The organism is Acidaminococcales bacterium, assembly GCA_031290885.1.
GTDB lineage: Bacteria > Bacillota > Negativicutes > Acidaminococcales > JAISLQ01 > JAISLQ01.
Genome location: JAISLQ010000001.1, coordinates 1 through 26827, shown reverse-complemented (window position 1 = coordinate 26827; position 26827 = coordinate 1). Strand labels below are relative to the sequence as shown.

Genomic DNA, 26827 nt, shown 5'->3' with positions numbered 1-26827 from the left:
GAACGACGGCGAACTGGAGGTAACCGACCTTGCCGCCGGGCGGGACGTGAAAGTTACCCATGCGGGAGAGGAGGACATCGTCATCGGCGAGCTGACCGCCGCACGCGACGCCGCCATACAGGCGGCGAACGGCAACATCAGCGTTACCGAGGCGAAGGTGGGCAACGACCTTAAACTTGCCACTACCGTAACGGGCAACATCGAAGTGCTGAACGACTTTTATGTGGGACACGACGCCGCCCTGACTACGGCCACCGGCGACATCGACGTGCTGGACGCCATAGCCGGCCACAACCTCCGTCTGGTTACCGACACCGGCGACATTAATGTCGAGACCATCGCGGCCGGCAATGACATGTACATCAATATTTCAACGCGGGGCGACCTGACTGCGGGCGACCCGACGTTGGACAATCCGGACGTATTCTTTGACGGGCTGCTGTCGGCTGGATGGGATATTAATATTGACGTGCCGCACGGCAATGTTACGGTCGACCACATGTACGCCGGAAACAATATCGATGTTAGCATGCGCGACGGCGATTTCCTGTCATATTATATTTTGGTTGACGAGCTTAATCTTTCCAGCAGCATAACGGTGCACAACGCAGGCGATGGCAAGATTGATGCCGAGTACGTCAGGGTAGGGAGAAACGCCACGCTCCAAACTATTGGCGGAGACATTTGGACTACCGATATGGTAGCCGACAATGGAGATATTGACCTGATAACGGTTACCGGCAGCATTCATATAAAAGACCAGATATGGGCCGGCGGCAACGATTACATTTACGTGGGCATAGGCGATATCGACGACCTTGCTGTGGATGGAAAAATCAGTGACTACGCAGGAAGCATAGTTTTAAAGACGGGAAGCGGCAGCATAAAGTTATCGTCATTGAAAGGCTACCAGAACGTAACCTTGGAAAGCATTTCCAAGGGAGTTCTTTCTAACAAAGGCGACATAGATGTAGGGACGGTAACCGCCGAAAACGGCAACATTGTCCTGACGGCTCACGACGGTTTCGTCCACGCGGGGACCTTGGACGCGGAAAACGGCGGCGTTACCCTGGAAGCTTTGGGCGAGAGTTCGGATATAGACCCCAAAGACATTGACGTGAAAAACATCATCGCCGCCAAAGACGTAAAAGCTGCCGCAGAGGACGGCAATATAACCGTCGTCAACGTAACGGGGACGGATCTTTGGTTCGGCATCGCAGAAAACGGGCGCACGGTCGATATAGACAATGCCGTTGCCCACAAATCCCTTTTCGCCCAGGGCGAATTCATAGACATTGCCAAGCTAACCCACGCCCCCGCCGCCGGCGATGGCGACTATTTCCAGTTCCATTTGCGCGGCGCGGGCGGCAGCCAGGCCATGAAGAAGGTTGCCGCCAACGTGGATTCCCCGATTGGCGTACAGCTTGACCAATTGTGGACGGAGACCGGCGAGATCAACGTCAGCAGCGAATATTTCCGCGTCATGGATGCTTACGCGAAGGACAAGGCTTATTTGCGCAACAGCCGTTACCGGATGACACTGTTCGGCCGCAACCCCGTACCGGACGACGCCGACATCCAGATCTATTTCGCCCCCTCGCCGGGCAATCCTTTCGGCCATGTTTCCTTCCAGAACGAGTTCTCCTACCTCGGCCTGGAAAACTATAAAATCCTGCACGCCAAAGACGGAGTGGTCAACGTCGTTACCAACCAGAGAAGCCTGCTGGACGACACGGCCATCGCCATCGCGGCGGACGGGAAGCTGTCCGGGCGCGGCTACGCCGGCGGCTGGCTGGCCGATTCGGTCCATGATTACGGGCGCTATCTGAGCCTGTCTTACGACAGCCTTGACGTGCTGCCGCTGGACGGCATTTACCGGGGCGGGTACAAACTGCGGCTGGGCAATCGGGAAGGCGCCAATGTCTTGTATTTTGACGATGCTTCGGAGCGGCAAAACTGGCAAATCCTGGACGAAAAGAGGAAGATGCTTTGAAAGGGCAAGCCGCCGCGACTTTATTCTTATGCTGCCTGCCGCTTGCCATGGCCGCCGCCGCCCCCGTTCCCGGCGACGATACCTACAGCCGCCCCATAAGCGAAATAGACCGCTCCTTGCCGGCCTTGGAGCGCGAACAGACGGCGGAAGAGCTGCGGCGCGAGTCGCGGCGGGTAGACCGGGAAGAAAAGCAAAAAAAGGGGGATGCGGCGGCCAAAGCGGCCCAAGGGCAGGAGCTGTCCGTATTTCTCCGCAAGGTGGAGTTTACCGCTTCCAAGGTGCTGACCGCCGAAGAACTGGCCGCCATAACGCAAAAATACGAGCAAAAGGAAATCGGCGCGCAGGGGCTTTACGGCATTGTCGAAGAAATCAACGCCCTTTACCGGGAGCGCGGCTACCTGACGGCCATGGCCCTTTTGCCGCAGCAGGAAATCAAGGACGGCGTGGTGAAAATCATCCTGCTCGAAGGCGTGGTGGGCGAGGTGGAACTGGCCGGGGCGCGTTCCACCAAGGCGTCTTATATCTTAAAGCGCGTGCGGATACCCAAAGGGGTCATCCTGGACTTTAAGGAACTGGACAAACAGTTGCAATGGTTCAACGGCACTAACGACGTCAAGCTTTATATTGAGCTGCGCGCCGGCCGACAGCCGGGCACGACGGATTTCTTCCTGACGGCGCGCGAGCCGGAAAAGGTCGCGGGCATAGTGTTCGCCGACAACGCCGGCAACAAAAGCACTGGCGAGGCGCGGATAGGGCTGGGGTTCTCGGACAGCAGCCTGACCGGGTCGCGGGACGCTTTGAGCATGGCCGTTCTGTTTTCTTCCGATTCTTACACCGGCATGGCAAATTACACTTTGCCCGTTACGCGGCGGGGCGGCAAGGTAACGGCCTATTACAACCGCAGCAAGCTCAAGATTACGGAAGACGACGTGAACAGTTTGAACATCAGGGGCAGTTCCTCGACTTTCGGCCTGACCTATACCCATCCCCTGATCATCAGGTCAAGGCTGCGGCAGGAACTTATATTTGACGCGCAAAGCCAGTCGTCCCGCACCAGCGTCTTGGGCGTCAATTTCGCGGACAGCCGGGAAAAGCGGCTGTCCTTGGGCATGGCCGTTACAAGGTACAAACCGGGGGAGGTTTTTTATCTCAAGCCGTCCATCGTTTACGGGTCTTACGACAATCGCGTTTGGCAGGAAAACCGCAAGGTAAAAAAGTTTGCCCTCGACGTTTTCTGGCAAAGGCAAACCCGCTCCAATGTAATCTACAGCGCCAGGCTGAACGGCCAATGGTCCTTCGACAAGTTCCTGCCCGCCGCCGACCAGTTTTACCTTGGCGGGCTCTACAGCGTGCGCGGCTACGAGGAGAACGTCCTCAGCGCCGACAGCGGCCTGAGCCTCAACATAGAAGCCAGGGTGCCCTTGAAAACGCCGAAACTGAGCGCGCTCTTTTTCAGCGACTTCGGCATGGTTTCCGGCCCCAACGCCCTTTCCAGCAAAAACCTCTTCTCCATCGGCGGCGGCCTGCAATACGAGTTTGCCCGGAACGGGTCTTTGGCACTGACGGTCGGTATCCCGCTGCAAAAAAAGGTCAACGATGTGAAAGCCGATGCGATGCGCCTGCATTTTTCTTTGAATTACAAGTTTTAGGCGGCGCATGGCAATCGTTTGCGAATACGGCGCCTTTGTCTTAAAGGCCGGCTATGAATAGGCAGGCCTTTTTACATGCTGGCAAAAAAGCTTGGGGAAAGGGGCGCGGCCCCCAAAAACTTGCGATAGCAAGCGGCAAGGGATGTTTGTGGGGGCGAGGGCGGCGGCAAGTGCTTTTTCATGGCAGAAACCGTTGGCAAAAACTGTTAATCGGCTTGACAATATCACGACCTTAAATATATAATTGGGGCGTATTAAGCGGCGTTCCCTTTGAGAAAAACCCGGCAGGTAACATTATATAGAAAGTGTTACCTGCCGGGTTTTTATTTATCCAGTAAGCACGGATTGTTCCGTGCTTTTTTATTTTGCCCCTTGCCACGGGAAATTTTTTTGTTAATAGCCGCCCGGCTTCACAAGCGGACCATAGCCGTGTGGCAGGTAACACTTTCTATATTCTGTTACATTAGAAGACATTGCCCCTAACTTTTGTTGAAATACATAAAGCCATTGTTCTTCCTAAACAAATATTGAATCGCCTCAAATAGGCGTTCAGTGCCCAAAATACTTGGATTTTGCCGCGTCTAAGCGGCACGGACCGCAAATGGCTCCGCGCATTGCGCTCAAGCGCCGGATCGCTGTGCGGGCTTTGATGTTTGCTTATGTTCGTGCGGATTTGGGAGTTGCGCTTTTGGCTCAACCGCTTTGCGTTGGGTTTCGATTCGTTTTCCATGTTTCCAATTATACTGTTTTTTTATGAAATATTCCATGTTTGATTGATGGAGCAATAACATAATCATAAACAATGTCGTATGCCGGACAAGTAAATTGCCGCTTAAAAAGCCGCTTTCCATATTAAAGCCATAATGTTTCGGAAAACGGCGAACTTGAAAAGCACGGAATATTCCCATGCTTGCTGAGCGGCAAAAAAATAACCAGTAATGTTTATTTATGTTCTATTGCCTTATGAATCTATAAACAGTTCGTGTTCCCGGATGTTCTTTTAAGACCTCACTATTTGCGCGGCCATTCCATAAGCAAGGTAATGGGCGCGTTTGCCCTTGCCGGAAAGGATTTGATTAAAATAAAAAAGACATTGATACATATTGTTTGCTTGTTCATTCCGATAAAAAGCTGGCGCAAGAAAGCAAGGAACAAGTTGCTGTATTTAGCTTTTGTTGCGCCTGAGCCGGAATATCCGTACAATTCCTTTTGCGACTGTGAAATAAAGGAAAAAAGCGTCCTGATTGTGGAGCCACTCACTTCTCATGGGGAAGTTTTGCCGGGATTAACGAAGTATTTTCAGGATCTAGGGTTCAATGTGGACTTATTCTTGCGGACGCGCAATGTACTTGCAAATCCTTTCTGTGATTATCCACAGGACAAACTGCCGCGGTTTTTTCCGGGAAACGGGCAACAAATCAAAAACTGCCTAAAGTTAGAAAAAACAATTAATTATGAATACATTTTCTTTTCTTCTTTCTACTACGGCGAAAAATATATATTCGGAGGTTGTTATTTAAAATATTTGGAGTTCTGCCCCAAAGCAATAAAAGGATTGTTAATGATTGAACATGTTCTCTCGGATCCAGAAAAATACGGCGCAAAAAAATGGCTAAAGGAAGGCCGGCTGTTTACACTTTGGCCTTTTTTCCAAGACGTACCTTTTTTAAATCCTCATTACTTCGGTGAAAAGAGGATGGCCGCCAATAAAAACGGCACGACTCAATTTATTTCCATAGGGGGGGATATGTACCGCTTTAAGGTAGTTGTGGAAGCAGTAGAAAGACTATTGTCCTTTGAAAACAAAAATTTTAAAATAATCGCCATTGCCGAAAGAGAAGAATTGCCCAAAATTCCGGAAAGATTGGCGCAATATATAAAGTTTAAAGGAAGCCTGGATTTCGCGGCTATGTTTGCGGAAATACGGGCGGCTGATTTTATTCTCTTGCCTTTGAGTTACAGCGTTGAGCGGCATCATACATTCCTGCGGGGACAAGTGTCGGGAACCAATCAACTGATGCTCGGATTTAACAAACCCTGCTTGCTTGAGGAGCCGTTTGCCAAAGCCTACGGCCTTAGCGAAAAGAACGCCGTTATTTATGATAGCGGCCGTGGTTTAGCTGATGCCATGCGCCGGGCAATGGAAATGGGACCGGAAGAATACGGCCAGATGCAGAAAAACCTGCAAATTCTGGCGGACGAGATGTATGAGAAGTCCTTAGATAATTTAAAAAAGGTGCTGCAAGTAGCGGAAGGCAACAATAAATGAAAAAAATATTAATACATATGATCTGCTTATTCATTCCGATAAAAAGCTGGCGGAAAAAAGCAAGAGACAAGTTGCTGTACTTGGCCTATTTCGCGCCGGAAGCGGAGCATTCGGACAATTCTTTTTACGATTACGAAATAAGGGAAAAAAGCGTCCTGATCGTGGAGCCCAATTCTTTTCATGGGGAAATTTTGCCGGGATTTGCGAAATATTTTCAGGAGCTGGGTTTTAACGTGGACTTGTTCCTGCGGCCACACAATATGCGGCAAGACCCTTTCTGTGATTATCCACAGGACAAACTGCCGCAGTTTTTCCTAGGAAATATGGAACATATAAAGGAATGGCTGCACTTGGAAAAAATAAATAATTACGAATATATTTTCTTTTCTTCTTATACTTATGGGGAAAAATATCTAACTGCCGGAGATTCTTATTTAAAATATTTAGAATTCCTGCCAAAGGCACGCAAAGGATTGCTGGTGGTTGAGCATAGTTTATTTTGCCTGAATAAATACGGCGCAGAAAAATGGTTGCAAGAAGGGAGATTGTTTCTTCTCTGGCCTTTTCAGGGTATACCATTTCTTAATCCGCATTATTTTGGCGAAAGAAAAATCAGCCGCAAAAACGCCAAAACCCGTTTTTTTGCCGTGGGTATAGTCATGGACAGGAACTGTCTTGGTTTAATATTTGAAGCGGCGCAAAAACTGCTGTCCGCGGAAAACGGAAATTTTGAGTTAATCCTTGCCGGGAGGGGCGAAGCCCCTAAAATTACGAAAAGATTGGCGCAACATGTAAAGTTTAAAGGGGGCTTGGATTTCGCGGCTATGTTTGCCGAAATACGGGCGGCCGATTTTATCCTCCTGCCTTTAAGTTACGCCGTTGAGCGACACCGCGAATACCTGCGAGGGAAAGTGTCGGGGACCAACCAACTTATGCTCGGGTTCGTTAAACCTTGCCTGTTTGAGAAAGCGTTTGCCAATGCCTACGGCCTTACCGAAAAGAACGCCGTTATTTACGATAACGGTCGCGAGTTGGCCGATGCCATGCGCCGGGCAATGGAAATGTGCCCGGAAGAATATGACCGGATGCGGGAAAACCTGCAATTTCTGGCGGACGAGATGTATGGGGAATCTTTGGCTAATTTACGGGAAGTACTGCAGAAAGCGGAAAGCAACAATTCGCATTTCAAGACTTCTTTTCCCGGTCGCGACGTCGAAAAATTTGCATAACTTCGCACGTTTTAAATATGTTTTAAGTATATAGTGTATATTGGCATACACCCAGTGAAAAATGCATAGGAGATGTAGGCAATAATAATGAAAATCGCCATTGACGCAAATACTTTGGCCTATAAACCGGCGGGCATAACAAAAACGCTTCTTTACCTGATGGACAATGTGGCGGAATTGGTTGCCTGTTTTACAGGCGTGTGTTTTTTTAGCAAGAGAAGGCCGCCCGTTAATGATTTTGCTTTTGCGACGGAAAAAATCAAATATTGGCGGCATCTTCCATTTAGCATAGGCGAAAGGCTCTTATACCGTAAGATAGCCGACTGCGACTTCATACACTATCACGCTAACGGCGACGTACTTCCATTCGCGCCGAAAGAGAAGAATGTGTTAGTGCTGCACGATGTGCTTCCCTTGGCGATCCCTGGATATTTCAAAAATGAGAAAAGAAGAGCCAAATACATGCGCAATACCCAGCAGTCGCTTGACCATGCGGGGATAGTGTTTACGCCATCCGAATATTCCAGAAAGGAAATAGAAAAATTTTTCCGGGTAACATGCCCACTCATCGTTCTCCCGTTTGCCGCGGCCATTGAAACGCCCGAAGGGTGGCAACTTCCACCTGTTGCCGGCGACCGTCCATATTATATATACGCCGGCGGTTATGACCGGCGCAAAGGTATGGACAAAATACTGCAATCCTTTATGACCAGCCCGGAAAGGAGAAAATTATATTTCGTGGGGGAACAGCATGATTTTTCCTATGAATTTAGATTGCTGGCGAATAAAGCGAAAGACATGGGCATCCTTGAAGAGAAGGGTTATGTCGGCCAGATGGAGCTCGTCCGTCTTATAAAGGGCGCGCGGGCTTTGCTCTACCCGTCCAAACTCGAAGGGTTCGGGCTGCCCCCGCTTGAGGCGATGAAACTCGGCACGCCTGTTTTCGCGACCAAGGGGACTTCCGTGCCGGAGGTCTGCGGCGATGCCTGCATATATTTTGAGCCGGACGATGAAACCGACTTAATCGTCAAAATTCGGGAATTTGAACGGGGCGGGGAAGCGCTGCGCCAAGAGCTGATAAACCGTGGCTATGCCCAGAGTGCGATGTTTAGCTGGCCAAAGGCCGCCCAAAAATATTTGGCGGCACTGCGAGAACTATGCGGGGCGAAAGGTAAGATGGCAACATGAAACTCATTAAAAGGCTGAGCAGAAGTTTATATAAAAGGACATGGCCGGAAGAATTTTCAAAGACTTCATTGCTAAAGTTAAAAGATGTAGTACCGCTAAGTATTGTCGAGCAATGGCGCGAATATTGGGCTGGCAACGATATAGACTTAAAGAAAGGGCAACTTTTGGTCAATATTGGCGCAAACGGAAAAGCTGTAGTCGACGATTTCCTGCGTTGCCAAGCATTCTTTATAAATTTGCTGACAGAATCCGACTATTGCTACTTCGACCCCAATGATTTGATGCCCGCGTGGCAAAAGGAAGAGCGCAAAAGGATTGACTATAACAAATACAAAAAATATTTTGCGGCAAGATTTTATGATACTGCCGCCGTATGTTATCACTCCGGATTAAAGCGTATCCCATTCGCGGCAGCGTATATAAGGGGGAAAGACTTTATTGACGGCGGGGCGTTTACGGGCGATTCCGCTTTGGGATTCGAGGGATACGCGCCAAAGATGATCTATTCTTTTGAGCCGCTGCCGGGTAACTATCATTATCTGCGGCAAACGATAAAAATCAATAATTTAAAAAGAGTTTTGCCGATGCAATTGGGTTTGGGGAACAAAAGAGAAAGTTTATATATTAAGTATAATCCAGAAGCGGAAGCTGTTGATTCCGCCTCTTTGATTATGGACAACGAAAGAAATACCGAAGAAGTGAAGATAGACATCACAACGCTGGACGATTTTGCAGGGGAAAACAAACTTGACGTTGGCTTAATAAAACTGGATGTGGAAGGCTTTGAGATGAAAGTGCTCCAAGGCGCGCAAAAAACGATCCGTGAAAAACGCCCGGTCCTTTTAATATCCATTTACCACGGACCGAAAGATTTTTTCGAAATAAAGCCGCTTATTGAATCGTGGGGCTTGCGCTACAAATTTGAAATCGTTAAAATGGATCCTTTTGGCTTGTGGGCCGACGTAATGCTGCTCGGATACCCGGAGGAACTGACACAATACGACAATCTCCCCATTGGTCGCTAAATGCCGGTTGAGGCCGGTGCTGGACAATTCAAACGAGAAACTTATGAAAACGATAATTTCAGCCAACGGCAGCGGTACGCGTCTGCTTCCGCCCTCAACCCGCAAGAGAAGGCCGCTGATTGTTGCCGGGGAAACATCGGCTCTTATGGCACGCTTTGCCCACAAAGACGAACGGTAAAAAGCCACAAAAGGCAACGCGTCCGCCATGGTCCGCCAAAACGGCCGGTTTCCGTCCAGAAGCATCTGATCGTCGCCTATGGGCTGCAAAACATTTCGACGGCGGAAACGAGCGATGTTGTTTTGCCCATGCCCAAAGGAGAGCCGCAAAAGGTCAAGCGGATTGTCGAAACTATGGGCGCGGCGGCAGAGCCGCGCCAAACCGGATATGGTTATTTTTTTGACGGCCACGGCCCGCCCGGAAAACAGGCGGGCATATTTTTTTGTTAATAAAGCTCCTACACAAAATCTACAAAATTTTTTGCTATTCTGTTTTCAAGACAAGCGGAAGGCGGGATGCAGGTGGAAAAACAGCCGCGCACGGAAAAATTTCATATTGACGGCATGAGTTGCGTAAACTGCGAAAACAAGATAGCCAAAAAGTTAGGCGCGACGGCCGGGGTCAAGAAGGTCAGCGCAAGTTACGGCGGCGGTTACGCGGTGGTAACTTATGACGCGGCCGCGCTGGACAAAACAGCTATCGCCGGGATTATCGGGCAGCTTGGCTACAAGGTGTCCGAGGAACCGCAAAAAGGCGCGGGCAACTTGTTGGACTGTCTTATCATAATCGCCGCTTTGTACATGATCATGCGCAATCTGGGGCTTAGCGACATTTTCAATTCTTTCCCGCTGGCGGAGGCGGGCATGGACTATTGGATGCTGTTTGCCATCGGCCTTTTGACTTCCGTCCACTGTGTCGCGATGTGCGGCGGCATAAACATGGCGCAATGCCTTAAACCCGCCGGCGGCGAAAGCAAAATGGCCGCGCTGCGGCCGGGCTTACTCTATAATATGGGGCGGGTAATTTCCTATACGGCGGCAGGCGGCGCGATAGGCGCCTTAGGAGCGGCGGTCAGCCTGTCCGACAATATGAAGGGAATGGTGCAGATTGCCGCCGGCTTTTTTATGGTCGTTATGGGCGTAAACATACTGGGGATATTTCCCGCGCTCAAAAGGATAAACCTTAGCATGCCGCGTTTTTTCACGCGCCGTTTCCCGGAAGGCAAACATAGCGGCGCGCCTTTTTATGTAGGCCTCTTAAACGGCCTGATGCCCTGTGGGCCGCTTCAGGCCATGCAGCTTTACGCGCTTTCTGCCGGCGGGCCGCTGAAAGGCGCCTTGTCCATGCTGATATTCAGCTTGGGCACGGTACCCTTGATGTTTGGGCTGAGCGCGTTAAGTTCCGCTTTAAGCGCAAATTTCACGAAAAAAGCGATGTCGGCCGGCGCGATGCTGGTTGTGGCCATGGGTATGTCGATGTTTAATAGCGGCCTTAGCTTGACCGGTTTCGCGCCGGGAGTTTCCGATGCGGCGGGCGTGAGGCCGTCCGGGGCGCGGGCAACGCGGGAAGGCGATATCCAGGTTGTCGCCACCAGCCTGTCTTCCGGGCAGTACGAGCCGATTGTCGTACAGGCGGGAGTGCCGGTCAGATGGACAATCAACGCCCCCAAAGGCACGATCAACGGCTGCAACAACAGCATGGTCATATCCGCATACGGCGTAAGGCACAGGTTCAGGACAGGCGAAAACGTCATAGAGTTTACCCCCGACAAGGCCGGCAGATTTTCTTACAGTTGTTGGATGGGCATGATCCGAAGTTCCATTACCGTCGTCAATTGATGCCATAGGAAGGAGTGACCGAGATGGATTTTCTATTGGGGCACATGCAGTGCATCATCCCCCTTGCCGCGCTGCTATGGGTTTTTACCCGCGGCTGGGGCAAAAAACAGTAGCGGTTTTGGCGCGGAAATTTCGGCAAAACAATAGCGAAGGAGAATACAGGCATGTATAATTTAGAGAAGAAGAGCAATATTGTTTCAGCGGTCTGTGTTCCGCTTTTTTTCACCATGTTCGCCGTAGGCGTCCTCCTGTATCTGGAAGTATCGGCTCACGCGGCCGCGCCCGGGGACCTGAGCATCCCGATGAGCAAGGTTTCGGCGTCCGCCGGATTTTATCCGGTGGAAATTGACGGCGTGAAATTAGAGGTCATAGCGGTAAAGGCGCCCGATGGCAGTATACGCACGGCGTTCAATACCTGCCAGATCTGTTTTGATTCCGGGCGCGGTTATTACAAACAAAGCGGCAACGCGCTGGTTTGCCAAAATTGCGGCAGCCGGTTCGCCATAAGCCAGATTGAGGTAGTCAGGGGCGGCTGCAACCCTGTTCCCATCCTGCCCGAAAACAAAAAAATCGAGGGCGGCAATATAGTTGTGCCAAGGGAATTTCTCGTCCAGGCGAAAGAGATATTCGCCAATTGGAAAACAGATTACTGAAATAAGGAGCGCATTATGAGCAAGCAGGATATCGCTATCGGCGGCATGACTTGCGCCGCCTGCGCGCAAAGGATAGAAAAAGTGATCCGGCGGCTGCCGGGCGTGGAAAAGGCCGCCGTAAATTTTGCCACGGAAAAACTGTCCGTGGAATATGAGGAAGATAGCCTCTCCATAGAGGCGGTAAAGGCCGCCGTCATAAAAATCGGCTACAAAGTTTTGGAAAAGCAAAAAGGCCGCGTAACCATACCCATCGGCGGCATGACCTGCGCGGCCTGCGCCCGGCGCATAGAAAAGGCCGTAGGCAGGCTGGAGGGCGTTGTATCGGCAGAGGTCAATCTCGCCACCGAAAAGGCCAGCATCAGTTACGACCCGCAAACCATAAGGGTATCTGACCTGCGGACGGCGATTGAAAAGCTCGGGTACAAGGCGCTGGAAATAGATAAAAATGACGCGGCCGACGAGGACAGGAAGCGCAAACAAAGGGAAATACGGACGCTTTGGGCCAAGTTCGCCATTTCGGCGGTTTTTTCCCTGCCGCTGCTCTACATAGCCATGGCGCCGATGATCACGTTCGTGCGCCTGCCTTTTCCCGCCTGGCTCGATCCCATGAATTATCCGCTCGTTTACGCTTTGCTGGAACTTTTTTTGGTGATTCCGCCGGTATGCGTAGGCTACAAGTTTTACACGGTCGGGTTCAGGGCGCTGCTGCAGCGCAGCCCCAATATGGATTCGCTCATAGCGATCGGCACTTCGGCCGCGGTAGTTTACAGCGCCTTCAATGTCTGGCAGATCGCTTCCGGCGAGTTTGCCTTGGCCGAGTCTTTGTATTTTGAAACGGCGGGCGTAATCATCACCCTCATTTTGCTCGGCAAGTCGCTGGAAGCCGTGTCCAAGGGGCGCACGTCGGAGGCCATAAAAAAGCTGATGGGGCTTGCCCCCAAGACCGCCATTGTTATCCAAAACGGCGAGGAAAAAGAAATCCCGATCGACGAGGTGGAAAGCGGCGACGTTATAATGGTCAGGCCGGGTTCCCGGATACCGGTCGACGGCACGGTTACGGACGGGTATACGGCGATTGACGAGTCCATGCTGACCGGCGAAAGCATGCCGGTGGACAAAAAGCCCGGCGACCCGGTGTACGCGGCTTCCCTCAACACCACCGGCGCGATCAGGTTCCGCGCGGACAAGGTCGGCGCCGACACGGCGCTGGCGCAAATAATCAAATTAGTGGAAGACGCCCAGGGCTCAAAAGCGCCGATCGCCCAGACGGCAGACATCGTGTCAGGGTATTTCGTGCCGGTAGTCTGCGCGATTGCGCTTTTTGCCGGCGCGGCTTGGTATATAAATACGCGCAATCTGGAATTTGCCCTGACTATATTCATCTCCGTGCTGGTAATCGCCTGTCCGTGCGCGCTCGGCCTGGCAACGCCCACGGCGATTATGGTCGGGACAGGCAAAGGTGCGGAAAACGGCATCCTCATCAAAGGCGGCGAGGCGCTGGAGACGGCGCATAAAATAAATACCGTGGTATTGGACAAAACCGGCACCATCACGGAAGGCAAGCCAACCATAACCGACGTCCTGCCAGTGCCGGGCATAAGGGAGGGCTATCTGCTGACGCTGGCCGCTTCTGCGGAAAAAGGCTCGGAACATCCGCTCGGGCAGGCGATTGTAAACGGCGCCTCAGAAAGGGGTTTGGCAATTTTGCCGACGGAAAGGTTCGCATCTTTTACCGGGCGCGGCATTGAGGCGACGATAGACGGCCGATCAGTTCTGGCCGGCAACCGCAAACTGATGGACGAGCGGGGCGTCGGGCTTGTGGAACTGGAAGCGGCGGGCGATGGGCTCGCGCTGGAAGGCAAGACCCCGATGTACATCGCGCTTGATGGCAAGGCCGCCGGCATCGTGGCCGTGGCCGACGTTGTGAAACAATCAAGCCGCGCCGCGATCCAAAGCCTGCGCCGCATGGGGATAGAGGTGGCGATGATCACCGGCGACAACCGGAAAACCGCCGCCGCGATCGCGCGCGAAGTAGGCATAGACCGGGTGCTGGCCGAGGTTTTGCCGCAGGACAAAGCCAGCGAAGTCAAAAAATTGCAAAAAGAAGGGCGCAAGGTTGCGATGGTCGGCGACGGCATAAACGACGCCCCCGCGCTCGCGCAGGCCGATATAGGCATAGCGATCGGTTCGGGAACCGACGTGGCGATGGAGTCGGCGGACATTGTCCTCATGCGTTCCGATCTGACGGACGTGTCTACCGCCATTGATTTGAGCAAAAAAACCATCCGCAACATAAAGCAAAATCTTTTTTGGGCTTTCGGCTACAACATAGTCGGCATACCGGTGGCGGCCGGGCTGCTCCATATTTTCGGCGGCCCTTTGCTCAACCCGATTTTCGCCGCCGCCGCCATGAGTTTGAGTTCCGTATCGGTATTGACCAACGCGCTGCGGCTGAAAAAGTTTAAAGCCGCGCGCTGTGAAAGGATGAGCGTATAATGAAAAATATCATTAAAAAATCGTTTTTCGTAGGCGCGGCGCTGCTGATAACCGTTTTCGCCGCCGCCTGCGGACAGTTTGGCCAATTGGACGTTGTCGGGAAAAATTCCATAACGTCTTTTGGCGAGGTGGCAAAAACCATCCCGGACAAAATAACGCCCGATGAGATGAACGGCGGTTGGTCGCTGGCCGCGCCCGACGGCGGGGCCAGGTTTGTCTGGAGCAAGGATTTCAGCAAAAGCCCGATGCACGACGTAATGATCGAATTGGACGCGCGCCCCTTCATTGCCGCAGGGCTGGACGCCGCCAAACTGCCGGCCGACATTCTTTTCTATGATGACAAAATCATGGTGGGAAGAAAGTTGGGCGACGGCAAACCCAAGTATCAGGGCGAACCTACCCCGCTGGCCTCTTATGAGCAGATCGTCGCCTTGAAACGCGAGGCGATCGGCTACCACGCCGCGCTTGACCATTACGGCGTCGATCTCGGCGGCGGCAACCTGTTCGAGTGGGCAAAAGACATGGGCAAGAACGACAAAGACATTGTTTTCGTGCTGAATCCCGAGCCTTTCATCAAAGCGGGCGTCAACGCGCAAAAAGTAGACGGCTGGGTTTTCGGCAAGGTAACTGTGGACATCGACGGGAAACCGGCGGAAGTCGACAAGTTCCTGAAACCCTTTAATCTAAAGTAGAGCCTCCACTTTGTCCGCGGAGAGCCAATCGCGTGGATGCAAAGGAGGATCCCCTACGCCAAGCATTATGGCGCACGGGCGCAAACCCGATAGACAACAACTTCATGATAACAACTTTATTATAGTAGGAGGCGTTTAATATGGCAAAAACCGTTCTGAAGGTAGAAGGCATGTCGTGCGAACATTGCGTCGCGGCCGTTAAAAAGGCGGTCGGCGCCCTTTCCGGCGTAACTGCGGTAAGCGTTGACCTTAACGGCAAATCCGTAACGGTGGAACACGACCCGGCGGCGGACAAGGCCGCGCTCACAAACGCGATCGAGGAGCAGGGCTACGACGTGCTGGCCTGACGGCAAAAATCAGGCGGCATCGTTTCTCGTCCGCTATTTTCAAAAAGGACAGGTTGCCATGGCTGTTTCGCATAAAAACATACTGATAGTTGACGATGAAACAAAAATATTAGAGGTTGCCGCCGATTTTCTGCAAAGCCGCGGCTACGGGGCATTTTGCGCGGAAAGCGGCAGCCGGGCCCTGGAGATTTTCGCGCGGGAAGAAATAGCCCTGATCATACTTGATATAATGCTGCCCGACATATCGGGATGGGAGGTGTGCCGCGCCGTCCGCAAAAAATCGCGCGTTCCCATCATCATGCTGACCGCGCGGGTAGAAGAGGACGACAAGGTCATGGGGCTTGAGCTTGGCGCCGACGACTATATCACCAAACCTTTCGGCCTCAAGGAACTGCTGGCCAGGGTGGAGGCCGTAACGCGCAGGGCGAGCGGCGAACTTTTGCCGCTGGTGGCCAAAAATTCCTTCGGCGGCGGCGATTTGGTCATAGACTTCGCGCAGGGCGGCGCATACAAAAAAGGCCGGCCGGCCGGCCTTACGCCCAGCGAATTTAAAATTCTGGCCGCTTTGGCCAAACATCCCGGCCGGGTTTTTACCAGGAATCAATTGATCGAGCTGGCGTTAGGGGACAACTTTGACGGTTTTGACCGGGCGGTTGACAGCCACGTCAAAAATCTGCGCCTGAAAATTGAGGACAACCCCAAAACGCCCGTCTATGTCCTCACGGCGCACGGCACCGGCTATCGGTTCGGCGGCGGTTGAGATGAAACACAGTTTGCGCAGCCACTTGTCTTTGGCCATTTTGCTGGCGGTACTGTTTACGGTCGTCCTCATCAGCTTTTTGTCCAATACGCTCATAAACGAAAGGTTCCGGGAATACATCGTCAAGCGGCAGAAGGCGAAAGCCTTGGAAATTGTCGCCGACCTCAGCCAGCGCTACGACCTTGAAACACGTTCCTGGGACAGTTCTTTCATTCACATGCTCGGCATGTACGTGCTGTACGAAGGCTACATCATCAAGGTGTACGACAACGGCGGACATTCGGTTTGGGACGCGCAGCAGCATGACATGACCCTGTGCGACCAGATAATGCGGGAAATATCCACCAGGATGAACGCGCGGCTGCCCAAAGTCGAAGGCGAGTTTGTATCGCAAGATTATGCCTTGGACAAAAACGGCGAAAAGATAGGTTCCGTAACCATCAGTTATTTTGGCCCGTATTTTCTAAGTGAAAATGATTTTCAGTTTTTAAGTACCCTGAACGGCATTTTGCTCTTCACCGGCTCGCTTTCGCTCCTGTTCGCGTTGATAACCGGTTGGTTCCTGGCCAAGCGGATAGCCCGCCCCATCGTGGAAACCATTGACATAACCAAACGCATGGCTGGCGGCGATTACGCTATAGAATTTGAAAACCGGGCCGGCGTCAAGGAACTGGACAATCTGGCGGCGGCCGTCCAGCAACTGGGCGCGGCTCTTTCCAAACAGGAAAGCCTGCGCAAGCAAATGACGGCCGACGTCGCCCATGAACTGCGCACGCCCCTGACGATTGTCAGCGCCAATCTGGAAGCGATGATTGACGGATTATGGGATGCTTCCGCCGAACGCCTGCAAAGCTGCCAGGAGGAAATCAGCCGCCTGGTGAACTTGATCGCCGATTTGGAGCGGCTGGCCAAAGCGGAAAGCGAGACCTTGCATTTGGACAAAACGCGGTTTGGCCTTTTGGAAGTTGTCCGGGCCGTGGCGGGCAACATAGCGATACCGGCGGCGGAGAAGCGGCTGCGGATAGACGTGCGGGGAGACGATGCCGCTGTTTTCGCCGATCGCGGCCGGCTAAGCCAAGTAATATTCAACCTCCTGTCCAACGCGGTCAAATACACGCCGGCAGACGGGCGGATAGAAGTCGATATAAAAAAAGAACCGCCCAACGTAGTCCTGACGGTAGCCGACAACGGCCCGGGCATCGACGCCGCCGATTTGCCGCTGATTTTTGAGCGCCTTTACCGGGCGGACAAGTCCCGCAGCCGCAGGAGCGGCGGTTCGGGCATCGGCCTGTCCATAGTAAAATCCATCGTCAGCGCCCACGGCGGAACGGTAAAAGCGGCAGAACGCCCGGGCGGGGGCAGCGTCTTTACCGTTGCGCTGCCGGGAAACGGCTCTTTGGCGAATCGGCAGGACGCATGATTGAGTCAAATGGGCGCGGCGCAGCCGATTACGCAATTTTCGCATGGTTTTTCTGAAAAAAATTACTTCAGTTTAATCTTTCCTATACCGTCATTTATTGTGACTTCTGTGCCAAATTCTGCGGATAAATCAGCAATGTCGCGCAAAATACGTTCCCCGTCCGCCTTGTTAGAAAACTGCGGGCGGCCGCGCCGCGGCCTGCCGTATTCGAAACCCAAGGAAAGCGGAACTAACGTAACTTCATCAATTTTGCCGTCTGCAACCGTAAAAGAAACCAAAGCCGATTCATATACTTTGCGATCTACGGCAAGGCCGCGCGTTTCATTGGCGCTGCGGGCATCCAGTCCATCGGAGACAGTATTTTCCGCACCGAGGTCATATAGATCATAAAATTCCGTTGGTTGACGCTCTACAGAATCATTTTGAAAAATGAAATCCCCTAAGCTATAGAAGATCGGGCGATTTTTGTAAATTTCAATGCCACGCCAAATATGAGGGCCATGGCCGATATAAGCATGGGCGCCGCTGTCAATGCACAATTTTGCAAAATCACGGGCAAAATCCGCCGGGCGGCCCTTCGCCAAACCTTTCCGCTCGTGTGTATGATGGCTGACTAAAACAACATCCGCCTGCCGGATCGCTTCGTGTATGGAACGGACAATGCGTTCGGCGTCCTTGGCGTTCATTTTAGTTATAGTTCCCGGTTTATCGCCCGGTTCGAACCTGATACCGCCAACATAATAGCCGCCAACAACTGGTTTTTTAAAGCCCTCTTTTTCATCTAAAATTCTATTGGCGTTTACTTCCGTCTGTTCGACGATTTCTTTTAACTTGTCAAAATCCTGCGGATAGAGTTTATGAATCGCCTGATAACGAAGGGCGTTAGCTCCGGGCCGGCCAAGCACGTCGGGTCTTTGCGCGCTGGCCATGCCCCATTCCGATATCGTCGAGGTTACGCCGAGCAGTGCGACGCGCCCCTGCGCAGCATCAAGATATCGCGGCTGTGACGCCTCGGCCAAGTTTCTGCCAACACCGGCGTGGATACACTTGTTTTTATCAAGATGGTTCATTGTCGTTAAGATGCCGTCAATGTTCCAGTCAATCGTGTGATTGTTTGCCCAAGTCATCATATTAAAGCCAAGCTGCTTGATGTCCTGTAAAACTTCCGGGCGGGCGGCCGCCCAAGTGCCTCCGCTGACTGGCGCCGGATAAACTTCAAAATCATGCAGGAGGACTTCAAAGTTAGTAAAACGTACATCGTGCGCTTGTATATATTCTTTCAATTCGGCGAAATGAATATCTTGCGGCAAGCGTTGCGTTATAAAAGAATCCCCCGCTGCCACGATGGAAACCTTTGCCATGATCTTAGCGCTCCTTTTTCAACAAGAGTTATTTGTTCATGGTTTCACGTAAATTGTCCGCGTCGACGTAAAAAATTCTTTAGCTCCTTGCCCCTGCTCACGGGAATAGGAGCTAGATTCTTTCAGCCCGCCAAAAGGAGCCTGCAATTCCAATCCGGCGCTTTCAGCGTTAATACGCACCAAACCCGCCTCCATGTCTTTGATAAAGTGAAACATGGTCCCAATATCTCTGGTAAAGATGGAAGCGCTCAAACCATATTTCACGTCATTAGCTATTTGCAAGGCTTCCTCTATAGAATCAAACTTTACCAAAGCCAATACCGGGCCAAAGATTTCTTCCCGGAATATAGTCATATCCTTTCTTACGTTTTCAAATACTGTGGGCTCGACAAAATACCCGTATTTTAGTTTTTCCGTATCACAGCGTTTGCCTCCGCACAGCAATGTGGCCCCTTCTTCTTTGCCTTTCTCAATATATGCCAAGACGGTTTGCAACTGATCCTTGTTCGCGACCGGCCCCATCCAGGTATCTGTATCTAACCCATAACCAATTTTGAGCTTCTGAATTCGCTTTAGTAATTTTTCTTTAAAAAGTTCATATACTTGCCGATGGATTATCGCCCGACTTGTAGCAGTGCACTTTTGTCCGGTTGAACGGAAAGCGCCGCTCACCGTTGCCTCTACGGCCAGATTCAGATCGGCGTCCGCCGCGACAATTACCGGATTTTTCCCACCCATTTCCAGCTGATATTTGGCTCCGCGGGCGGCCGCGCCGGCTGCTACCCGCTTGCCGACCGCATTGGAGCCGGTAAAGGTAATGGCGTTAATGTCCGGATGGTCAATGATCCCTTGGCCGATAACCGAGCCGCTTCCGGTCACCATATTAATCACTCCGTCCGGAAATCCGGCGTCGGCAAAACATTCTATAACTTTGCTGCCTGTCACGGCCGCTTCTTGAGCCGTTTTTATCACTATGGTATTTCCGTAGGCCAGCGCCGGCGCCATTTTCCAAATAGGAATAGAAACCGGAAAGTTCCACGGCGTTATTACGCCGACTACGCCAAGCGGCACACGGTCAGTGAACATAAAGGCCTCTCCATCGGTAGTGGGAATAACGTCGCCTGTCTTATACATTCCCTCGCCGGCATAATATCGCAGCAGGGCAATTCCACGAATTGTTTCGCCTTTGGCCTCTGGCAAACTTTTTCCCATTTCACGGGTCGTTGTTTCGGCGATTTCTTGCAGCCGCTTTTCTAAAATGTCAGCTGTCCGTTCTAAATATTCGCCCCTAACTGGACTTGCTGTTTTTCTCCAAACATCTTTTGCCATTTTAGCGGCGTTTACCGCATCATCCAAATCCGCAAGCGACGATTTTTGCGCATAGCCAACCAGCTCCTGCGGCTTTGCGGGATTGCTGCTTGCCATTGTTTCGCCCGAAATGGCAGCTTTCCACTGTCCGCCGATATAGTTCAGGCATGTAGGCGGTTTGTTTTGCGTCATGATTAACCCTCCGTTTTGTGTTCACACCGCATTTGAATAAAAAAATCGCCCCAAGAAAGCCGGACAAAATTTGGCCAGCGTATTTGCCGGCGGCTATGCCTCCGCAGTTTGCAAGGCCGCTTCCAGTATGGCAAGCCCATCGTCAATTTCTTGCTTTGTCACGGTTGTGGCGCAAATAAAGCGAATGACGTGTTTGTGCGGTCCGCAGGACAGTAAAATCAATCCGTGACCTATGCAATAATCAAGAATGGCATGTACTAAATTTCCGTTTGGGCCGCCTTCGCCGTCAATGAACTCGACCCCCAGCATCAGCCCTGTTCCGCGAACATCCCCAATTGATTTATAACGGCTTTTAAACGCGTTTAATTTTGCGAGAAGATAAGAACCCATCTTTTTGGCGTTGTCAAGGCCGCCGCCCCTTAATATTTCAACAACCTTTTTGGCGGCGGCGCAAGCAAGCGGATTGCCGCCGAATGTTCCGCCATGCGCCCCGGCCGGCCATTGTTCCATCAAATCCCGTCTGGCGATAATTGCGCTGAGCGGCAATCCGTTAGCGATGCCTTTGGCGCAGGTCATAATATCCGGACGGTATTTCAAGTGTTCGTAGGCAAACATTTTCCCCGTCCGGCCAAAGCCTGTCTGAATTTCGTCAAATATAAGCAATATACCTTGTTCCCGGCAGATCTCGTACAATCCTTGCATAAATGGCGCCGGCGGAACTATATAGCCGCCTTCGCCGGCTACCGGCTCAATGATCATGGCGGCAATCTGCGAAGGGTCGACCGCCCGGCTGAACAGACAGTCAAATTGGCCGAGGCATTCCATAGAGCAGTTCTCCTGTTTGCGGCCAAACGGACAGCGGTAGCAATACGGGTATTCGGCAAAATATATACTTGGCAAAAGCGGCTCGTATTTTTTCCGAAAGGAAGCATTGGACGTGGTTATTGACGCCGCCCCTAATGTTCTGCCGTGGAAAGCGCCGCTGAAGGCCACAAGAGCCGGCCGGCCGGTAACATATTTTGCCAATTTCAGTGCCCCTTCGTTAGCTTCCGCCCCGGAGTTGCTGAAATAAACCATCGTATCGCCGCCGGTCATAGATACGATTTCTTCCGCTAACGCAACATAAGGTTCATAATAGACTACGTTATGGCCGCCGTGCACAAGTTTGCCCAACTGTTCCCGTATGGCCTGAACAACTTCCGGGTGGTTATGGCCTACATTGCATACCGCCACGCCTGAAGCGAAATCAAGATATTTTCGCCCGTCTTCGCCGTACAGATAGGAACCGTGGCCTTCCACTATCCCAAGCTGGGTGGAGCGGGCCGCAACCGGCGGCAAAACTTTTTTTGCTCGTTCCCATAAACTCAAAATATTCACTCCTCCGTTATTGTTTCTCGCACTTCATAAAAAACGAACGGGATATTTTGCCCGCGCAAGCGTTGGCGCTCCTAAAGGGCAGCGGCGGCGTTGTTCCGGCGAATTAAGACGCGCCGTGAAAATTCTTCCGCGCGATGAGATACCGTGCCACTTCATCGCTTCTGCCAAACCAAGCGCCTTTGGTTTTCATGTAGCCGATAAATTCGCCGATCGCGTTGACTCTGCTGACCCTGCCGGAGATCTGGGGATGGATGACAAAAGACATGATTTTATCGCCTTCAGCGGCTAATCCGTCGAACTCGTCTTTCCATATCTCTATCATCGTCCGGGCAGATTGCATGCCCTCTCGAATCGGCGGACTGTTGGTAACATGGAAATATGCGGAATCATCGTAGATAGAGTCTTTAGGGAATTCAACAAGGGGAACTTCCCGGCCGTCTATTTCATGAAAAAATGCGTTGTCGCGATCCCGCCAGTTGGAACTGTAAATATACCCCCGTTCGTAAAGCAGCTTGATTGTAAAGGGGTGCACTACGCCGCCGGGAGCGCGATGGCCGACAGGTCTTTTTCCGGTAATTTTTTCGATAATTACTTCACTTTTCTCCATTGTTTCGTTTTCTTGTTCGTAACTTACGCCCTGTTCTTCTTCGTGCAAATAGCCGTGAAAAGCAATTTCATGTCCCCGGCGATTAATGTCTTTGGCCGTTTCTTCGTGTCTTTCAACAACCCAGCCCGGAATAAAAAAAGTTGCTTTAATGTCATGTATGTCAAGCATATTGAGAATTCTTGGGATACCTTGTTTTGGCCCGTACGCGCCTTTAGATAAATTTACTGGATGACTGCAATTTTCTTTGTTTCTAACCAGCCAAAGTGTTTCTGCGTCAAGATCAAAAGCCATCATGATAGCAATTCTTTTATTGTCAGGCCATATGCCCATAATTAAATCTCCTTTGCGCTATATGCTCCGGCCAATTAAATGCCCTTGGCGCGGCGGCCATGTTTTTGTGACAGGATATAACGGGCAACCTCCTCGCTCTTGGCTATCCAGGCGCCCCTTGACTTCATATAGCCAATGAATTCCCCGAGCGCATTAATCCTGCTGGTCCTGCCGGAAAGTTGCGGATGGATAACGAGGGAAAGCACTTTGTCGCCTTCTTCGGCAAGGCCGGCAAACTCGTCCTTCCAAATTCCTATCATGGTTCCGGACGATGATATTCCTCGGCGAACCGGCGGATTAAGCGCAAAGAAATAATAATAGTTGTCATCACAAATTGTATCTATTGGGAGTTCAACGAGTGAAATCGCTTTGCCGTCCAGCGTATGCAAATAGGCTTTATCACAGTCGCTCAAATTAGAGCTGTATAAGTAGCCCCTTTTATGTATCATCTCCAGAGTGAAAGGATGCATGGTTTCGTTGGGGGCGCGATGGCCGACAGGCTTTTTGCCGATAATCCTTTCAATGATTTTTTCGCTTTTCTCCATGTTTGCGGCCTCTTCCTCATAGCTGATGCCCAAGGTTTCTTCATGCAAATAACCATGATAAGCAATTTCATGTCCTTGCGCGTGGATATCTTTTAGCAATGCCGCGTATTTTTCGGCGACCCATCCCGGAGTAAAGAAGGTCCCTTTGACCCCATATACGGCCATCATTGCGAGAATTCTGGGCAAACCCTGTGTCGGGCCATACTGTCCGCGGGACAAAGCGGCAAAATTAGCGGCATTCGTTGGATTTCTGGAAAGCCATAGTGTTTCGGCCGCAAAATTAAAAGTTATCATTACAGCGATTCTTTTATTATTAGGCCAAATTCCCAACCCGAATACCTCCCCGCAATGGTAATGCTCGCTTTATTCTACGACCGGGAAACTCATGGGAGACATTTCAAGATGCGACCTGCCGCCCCAATCTTTGTTTTTCACATTTTCCCACATTCTTTCCGCTACAGCTTGCATGTCTTTAATAAGAAGCTGTTCGTCCATATTCTTGACTATGCCGTTTTCCACAATTATATTCCCATCCACAATTACTTTGCTGATGTTTCGGCTGGATGCGGTATATATTAATACTTTTATGGGATCTCGCAGAGGGCAGGTTTCCAAGTTGTTCGTATCAATAATTACAATGTCAGCCTTAGCCCCAGGGGAAAGCCTGCCTATATCGTCCCGGCCCAAAGCCTTCGCCCCTCCTAATGTCGCGGCGTTAAATATTTGGGCGGCCGTTCCCCTGTTGGGGTTTGCTTCCGCTATTTTACAAAAAACAGCCGCGCAACGCATTTCATTAATCATGTCTTGCGGAAAAGTATCGGTGCCAAGACATAGATTTATCCCTAAATCCAAATATTTATTAAAAGATTCCATAATGATGCCCCTTCGGCCATGTCCCCAGGGACAATGCACTATTGAAGTGCCGGCATCTGCAATTGTTTTAAGTTCATTGCCGATTTTCAATGCGTTCATGCTATGCCCGCTAGGCAATATATAATGTCCGTACATAACGCGCGGACCGGCTATGCCATTTTCGGTAAGAAAATCCGCCGGCGTCCTGCCATACTTTTCCAAGATTATTTGATACTCGTTTACCGTTTGGGCGGCGTGAGTTGCTACGCACATTTTAGTTTGACTGGCAACTTTCCCGATTTCTCTTAGAAAATCAGGCGTACAGGTATCTACCTGTCCCGGATACAAAGCTATTTTTATTCTGCCGCTAAAGGAATCGTCATATTTTTCCCGTCTTTGCAAAGTTACTGCCAACCGCCGGAAAGCCTCCGGCTCATCCCACTCGTAATGTACTTTCCTGCCGTCTTTAGACATAAAAACCCCAGACCTGGCCATTAGCCCTATATACGCCCTAATCCCTGAATTTCCTATAGCTTCGACCATTTCTTCCGTGCCAAGACCCAACTCGAAAATGGTAGTGGAACCTTTTGTCAATATATCGGATAAAGAAAAATTAAATACTTTCATTTGATCTTCAGGCGTGATGTGTGTAACACGCAAATATTCATAAAGCCCGGTCATATACAAATTAGGATTGCCCGTATCTTCCAGAAAGCCTTTCTCAACAGGGCTGGCGGCAATATGGCAATGCAGGTTAATCAAGCCGGGAATGACAAAACCGCCTTGGGCGTCAATGATTTCATCCGCTTGTCCAGGAAAAGACTTGCCAACGTAGATCACCTCATTGCCTTTGTAGGCAAGTTCGCCTTTTTTCAGGAGAAAATGCTGCGTCCCGGTAAATCCCACTATGTAAGAAGTGTTGGCAATGAGCGTTGTTTTTGTGTTGTCCACGGGTACTTCCTCCTTATTGAAGAATCAAGGTTTATAGGGCCTCAAGATTTGGCCGTACCCCTTGCGTTCCGGCTTAACCAACCCATTTTCCTTGACAAACTCGCCCCTGACGATCGTTGCGGCAACCTCCCCGGTAACCTTGACATTTTCAAACGCTTTGGCTGACTTTCTTGATTTAGTCTGCATAGTCTCCGTAGTCAGGCAATAAGACTTGTCGGCATTTACCAAGATGATGTCTGCGTCGGCGCCCAAAGCGATTTTGCCTTTCCGCGGATAAAGGCCGAATAACTTAGCCGGATTTGTCGATACTAACTCAACAAACCGTTGCAATGAAAGCGCCCCTTCCTGTATCTTGGTAAATAGAAGCGGGAACCTGACTTCGAGCGAAGGAATCCCCGCGCAGGCGGTAAAAATATTGTCTGTTTCTTTCTCTTCCACCGCATATGGGGCATGGTCGCTGCCGATGATATCAACCGTGCCGTCCTTAATATAAGACCACAAGCCTTGTCGTTCTTTTTCCGTTCGCAAGGGTGGATTGCATTTGGCAAAAGGCCCGTGTTCCTTTATCAATTCTTCTGTAAAGCATAAATAATGCGGACAGGTTTCAACATATACGCAACGGCCTTTTTGCTTTTCCCGTTTAATCAGCTCCATAGCGCCGGGATTGGAGATATGACAGAAAAGCACGGACAATCCCGTTCCCTCGCTAAGCAATAAAACTTTAGCGACCGTCTCGGTTTCTGTAAGTGCCGGCCGGGAGCGGGCATGATTGATCCAGGCAAAATCCCGGTTTTGGATGAACTCTTTTATATTTTGCTGAATCATGTCATTGTTCTCGGCGTGCAGCGTCCATATAAGGTTGGTCTTTGCCAGCGTTCTGATGCCCTCGTACAATATACCGTCATTGCACATGGTCAATCCCTGAAACTCCATTTCCCGGCCGGCAGGCGACTCCTGCAAAAAAGTTTTGAAGCCGACAATCTGGCCGGATTTGGCAAAACTTTCTATTCCTTTTAAATTATGCTCGCCGGCCGCTCCCATGAAAGCGACGTCAACAACTATCTCTCCTTGCGCCGCCCGGAAACGGTTTTCCAAAATTGACAGATTATACGGCGGCGGCGAGGCGATCGGGTGCTCTATGATTGTAGTCACGCCGCCGTTGGCTGCAGCTAACGTCCCCGTGAAAAAAGTTTCCCTATGTGAATTCCCCGGTTCTCTTATATGAACATGAGAATCAACTAATCCCGGCAATACCAAGTAATTGCCCGCATCAATTTCTTTATTGGCAAAACCGGGCGCGCCTTGACTTAAACAAACTATTTTCCCATTCTTGATGCCGATATAACCTTGGCGCAAATGGTCGTCAATGTATAACCTTTCAGACTTAATAACCATGTCCAACATGTTTTAATTCCCCATTTCTTAGGTTAGGACTTACCTTAATTTAATGCGTTTGCCAAACGCCGTGAGGTATTATTGGCATAAATGGCAAAGCACAAAATGATCGTCTTTTTCCACTCCTTCCGGGGTTTGGTTGCACTTTTCCATGTAATGCATGCAGCGCGTTTTAAATGAACATCCTGCGGGCGGATTTATGGGGCTGGGAATTTCGCCTGACAATACAATTCTTTCATTCCTGTCATCTGGATTGATTTTCGGGACAGCGGAAAGCAGCGCTTTAGTATAAGGATGCTGAGGATTTTCAAAAATCTGTTCCCTGCTGCCTATTTCCACGACACGCCCCAAG

At 50.8% G+C, this 26827-nt stretch carries 22 protein-coding genes; 13 read left to right on the top strand and 9 right to left on the bottom strand.

The window, feature by feature from the left end; all coding sequences use genetic code 11:
- On the top strand, positions 1-1993 hold a 1993-nt coding region (locus tag LBO03_00110), incomplete at its 5' end, for a DUF4097 domain-containing protein (protein ID MDR3348002.1).
- Positions 1990-3642 (top strand): BamA/TamA family outer membrane protein, encoded by a 1653-nt coding sequence (locus LBO03_00105; protein ID MDR3348001.1) that lies wholly within the window; start codon positions 1990-1992, stop codon positions 3640-3642. The genes LBO03_00110 and LBO03_00105, both read left to right, overlap by 4 nt.
- Positions 3643-4262: 620 nt before the next feature.
- Here the strand turns inward: LBO03_00105 and LBO03_00100 are convergent.
- Complete coding sequence (locus LBO03_00100) at positions 4263-4550, bottom strand: hypothetical protein (protein MDR3348000.1); 288 nt, start codon at positions 4548-4550, stop codon at positions 4263-4265.
- Positions 4551-5203: 653 nt separating this feature from the next.
- Here LBO03_00100 and LBO03_00095 point away from each other — a divergent pair.
- From LBO03_00095 to LBO03_00045, 11 genes are all read left to right on the top strand, one after another.
- Positions 5204-5911 carry a hypothetical protein gene (locus LBO03_00095; GenBank protein ID MDR3347999.1) on the top strand — a complete coding sequence of 236 codons (708 nt, stop codon included), beginning with the start codon at positions 5204-5206 and terminating at the stop codon, positions 5909-5911.
- The gene (locus LBO03_00090) at positions 5908-7140 is read left to right on the top strand and encodes a hypothetical protein (protein ID MDR3347998.1); all 1233 of its coding nucleotides are present in this window, start codon (positions 5908-5910) and stop codon (positions 7138-7140) included. Before LBO03_00095 ends, LBO03_00090 begins: the two co-directional genes overlap by 4 nt.
- Before the next feature lie 87 nt (positions 7141-7227).
- Complete coding sequence (locus LBO03_00085; protein ID MDR3347997.1) at positions 7228-8328, top strand: glycosyltransferase family 4 protein; 1101 nt, start codon at positions 7228-7230, stop codon at positions 8326-8328.
- Positions 8325-9353 carry an FkbM family methyltransferase gene (locus LBO03_00080; protein ID MDR3347996.1) on the top strand — a complete coding sequence of 343 codons (1029 nt, stop codon included), beginning with the start codon at positions 8325-8327 and terminating at the stop codon, positions 9351-9353. Before LBO03_00085 ends, LBO03_00080 begins: the two co-directional genes overlap by 4 nt.
- 519 nt (positions 9354-9872) lie before the next feature.
- The gene (locus tag LBO03_00075; protein MDR3347995.1) at positions 9873-11189 is read left to right on the top strand and encodes a sulfite exporter TauE/SafE family protein; all 1317 of its coding nucleotides are present in this window, start codon (positions 9873-9875) and stop codon (positions 11187-11189) included.
- Positions 11190-11353: 164 nt separating this feature from the next.
- Positions 11354-11842, top strand: coding sequence for a DUF2318 domain-containing protein (locus LBO03_00070; GenBank protein ID MDR3347994.1), 489 nt, complete (start codon positions 11354-11356; stop codon positions 11840-11842).
- Between the two features lie 15 nt (positions 11843-11857).
- Positions 11858-14338 (top strand): heavy metal translocating P-type ATPase, encoded by a 2481-nt coding sequence (locus LBO03_00065; GenBank protein ID MDR3347993.1) that lies wholly within the window; start codon positions 11858-11860, stop codon positions 14336-14338.
- Positions 14338-15030 (top strand): hypothetical protein, encoded by a 693-nt coding sequence (locus tag LBO03_00060; protein MDR3347992.1) that lies wholly within the window; start codon positions 14338-14340, stop codon positions 15028-15030. Before LBO03_00065 ends, LBO03_00060 begins: the two co-directional genes overlap by 1 nt.
- Positions 15031-15170: 140 nt before the next feature.
- Positions 15171-15377 carry a copper ion binding protein gene (locus LBO03_00055; protein ID MDR3347991.1) on the top strand — a complete coding sequence of 69 codons (207 nt, stop codon included), beginning with the start codon at positions 15171-15173 and terminating at the stop codon, positions 15375-15377.
- A gap of 58 nt (positions 15378-15435) precedes the next feature.
- Entirely contained in the window at positions 15436-16137 is a 702-nt protein-coding gene (locus LBO03_00050; protein MDR3347990.1) for a response regulator transcription factor, read from the top strand.
- A 1-nt stretch (position 16138) separates the two neighbouring features.
- Positions 16139-17557 (top strand): hypothetical protein, encoded by a 1419-nt coding sequence (locus LBO03_00045; protein ID MDR3347989.1) that lies wholly within the window; start codon positions 16139-16141, stop codon positions 17555-17557.
- A gap of 62 nt (positions 17558-17619) precedes the next feature.
- Here the strand turns inward: LBO03_00045 and LBO03_00040 are convergent, their stop codons facing one another.
- The 8 genes from LBO03_00040 to LBO03_00005 form a co-directional block, all read right to left on the bottom strand.
- Positions 17620-18918 carry a CapA family protein gene (locus tag LBO03_00040; GenBank protein ID MDR3347988.1) on the bottom strand — a complete coding sequence of 433 codons (1299 nt, stop codon included), beginning with the start codon at positions 18916-18918 and terminating at the stop codon, positions 17620-17622.
- A 36-nt stretch (positions 18919-18954) separates the two neighbouring features.
- Positions 18955-20418, bottom strand: coding sequence for an aldehyde dehydrogenase family protein (locus tag LBO03_00035; protein MDR3347987.1), 1464 nt, complete (start codon positions 20416-20418; stop codon positions 18955-18957).
- 93 nt (positions 20419-20511) lie between these two features.
- On the bottom strand, positions 20512-21786 hold the full coding sequence (locus LBO03_00030; GenBank protein MDR3347986.1) for an aspartate aminotransferase family protein: 1275 nt from the start codon (positions 21784-21786) through the stop codon (positions 20512-20514).
- A gap of 112 nt (positions 21787-21898) precedes the next feature.
- On the bottom strand, positions 21899-22732 hold the full coding sequence (locus tag LBO03_00025; GenBank protein MDR3347985.1) for a polysaccharide deacetylase: 834 nt from the start codon (positions 22730-22732) through the stop codon (positions 21899-21901).
- A 35-nt stretch (positions 22733-22767) separates the two neighbouring features.
- On the bottom strand, positions 22768-23571 hold the full coding sequence (locus LBO03_00020) for a polysaccharide deacetylase (protein ID MDR3347984.1): 804 nt from the start codon (positions 23569-23571) through the stop codon (positions 22768-22770).
- A gap of 69 nt (positions 23572-23640) precedes the next feature.
- The gene (locus LBO03_00015; protein MDR3347983.1) at positions 23641-25080 is read right to left on the bottom strand and encodes an amidohydrolase family protein; all 1440 of its coding nucleotides are present in this window, start codon (positions 25078-25080) and stop codon (positions 23641-23643) included.
- A 24-nt stretch (positions 25081-25104) separates the two neighbouring features.
- Positions 25105-26475 (bottom strand): allantoinase AllB, encoded by a 1371-nt coding sequence (gene allB / locus LBO03_00010; GenBank protein MDR3347982.1) that lies wholly within the window; start codon positions 26473-26475, stop codon positions 25105-25107.
- A gap of 78 nt (positions 26476-26553) precedes the next feature.
- The gene (locus LBO03_00005) at positions 26554-26814 is read right to left on the bottom strand and encodes a hypothetical protein (GenBank protein MDR3347981.1); all 261 of its coding nucleotides are present in this window, start codon (positions 26812-26814) and stop codon (positions 26554-26556) included.
- Positions 26815-26827 lie beyond the last annotated feature (13 nt).

Excerpts from the sequence above, each read along its gene's own strand:
- LBO03_00080 (MDR3347996.1), top strand. The coding sequence starts at position 8,325 with ATGAAACTCATTAAAAGGCTGAGCAGAAGTTTATATAAAAGGACATGG.
- LBO03_00025 (MDR3347985.1), bottom strand. The coding sequence starts at position 22,732 with ATGGGCATATGGCCTGACAATAAAAGAATTGCTATCATGATGGCTTTT.
- allB (MDR3347982.1), bottom strand. The coding sequence starts at position 26,475 with ATGGTTATTAAGTCTGAAAGGTTATACATTGACGACCATTTGCGCCAA.
- LBO03_00100 (MDR3348000.1), bottom strand. The coding sequence starts at position 4,550 with ATGGGAATATTCCGTGCTTTTCAAGTTCGCCGTTTTCCGAAACATTAT.
- LBO03_00050 (MDR3347990.1), top strand. The coding sequence starts at position 15,436 with ATGGCTGTTTCGCATAAAAACATACTGATAGTTGACGATGAAACAAAA.
- LBO03_00070 (MDR3347994.1), top strand. The coding sequence starts at position 11,354 with ATGTATAATTTAGAGAAGAAGAGCAATATTGTTTCAGCGGTCTGTGTT.
- LBO03_00055 (MDR3347991.1), top strand. The coding sequence starts at position 15,171 with ATGGCAAAAACCGTTCTGAAGGTAGAAGGCATGTCGTGCGAACATTGC.
- LBO03_00020 (MDR3347984.1), bottom strand. The coding sequence starts at position 23,571 with ATGATAACTTTTAATTTTGCGGCCGAAACACTATGGCTTTCCAGAAAT.
- LBO03_00065 (MDR3347993.1), top strand. The coding sequence starts at position 11,858 with ATGAGCAAGCAGGATATCGCTATCGGCGGCATGACTTGCGCCGCCTGC.
- LBO03_00035 (MDR3347987.1), bottom strand. The coding sequence starts at position 20,418 with ATGACGCAAAACAAACCGCCTACATGCCTGAACTATATCGGCGGACAG.
- LBO03_00095 (MDR3347999.1), top strand. The coding sequence starts at position 5,204 with ATGATTGAACATGTTCTCTCGGATCCAGAAAAATACGGCGCAAAAAAA.
- LBO03_00090 (MDR3347998.1), top strand. The coding sequence starts at position 5,908 with ATGAAAAAAATATTAATACATATGATCTGCTTATTCATTCCGATAAAA.
- LBO03_00060 (MDR3347992.1), top strand. The coding sequence starts at position 14,338 with ATGAAAAATATCATTAAAAAATCGTTTTTCGTAGGCGCGGCGCTGCTG.
- LBO03_00085 (MDR3347997.1), top strand. The coding sequence starts at position 7,228 with ATGAAAATCGCCATTGACGCAAATACTTTGGCCTATAAACCGGCGGGC.
- LBO03_00045 (MDR3347989.1), top strand. The coding sequence starts at position 16,139 with ATGAAACACAGTTTGCGCAGCCACTTGTCTTTGGCCATTTTGCTGGCG.
- LBO03_00040 (MDR3347988.1), bottom strand. The coding sequence starts at position 18,918 with ATGGCAAAGGTTTCCATCGTGGCAGCGGGGGATTCTTTTATAACGCAA.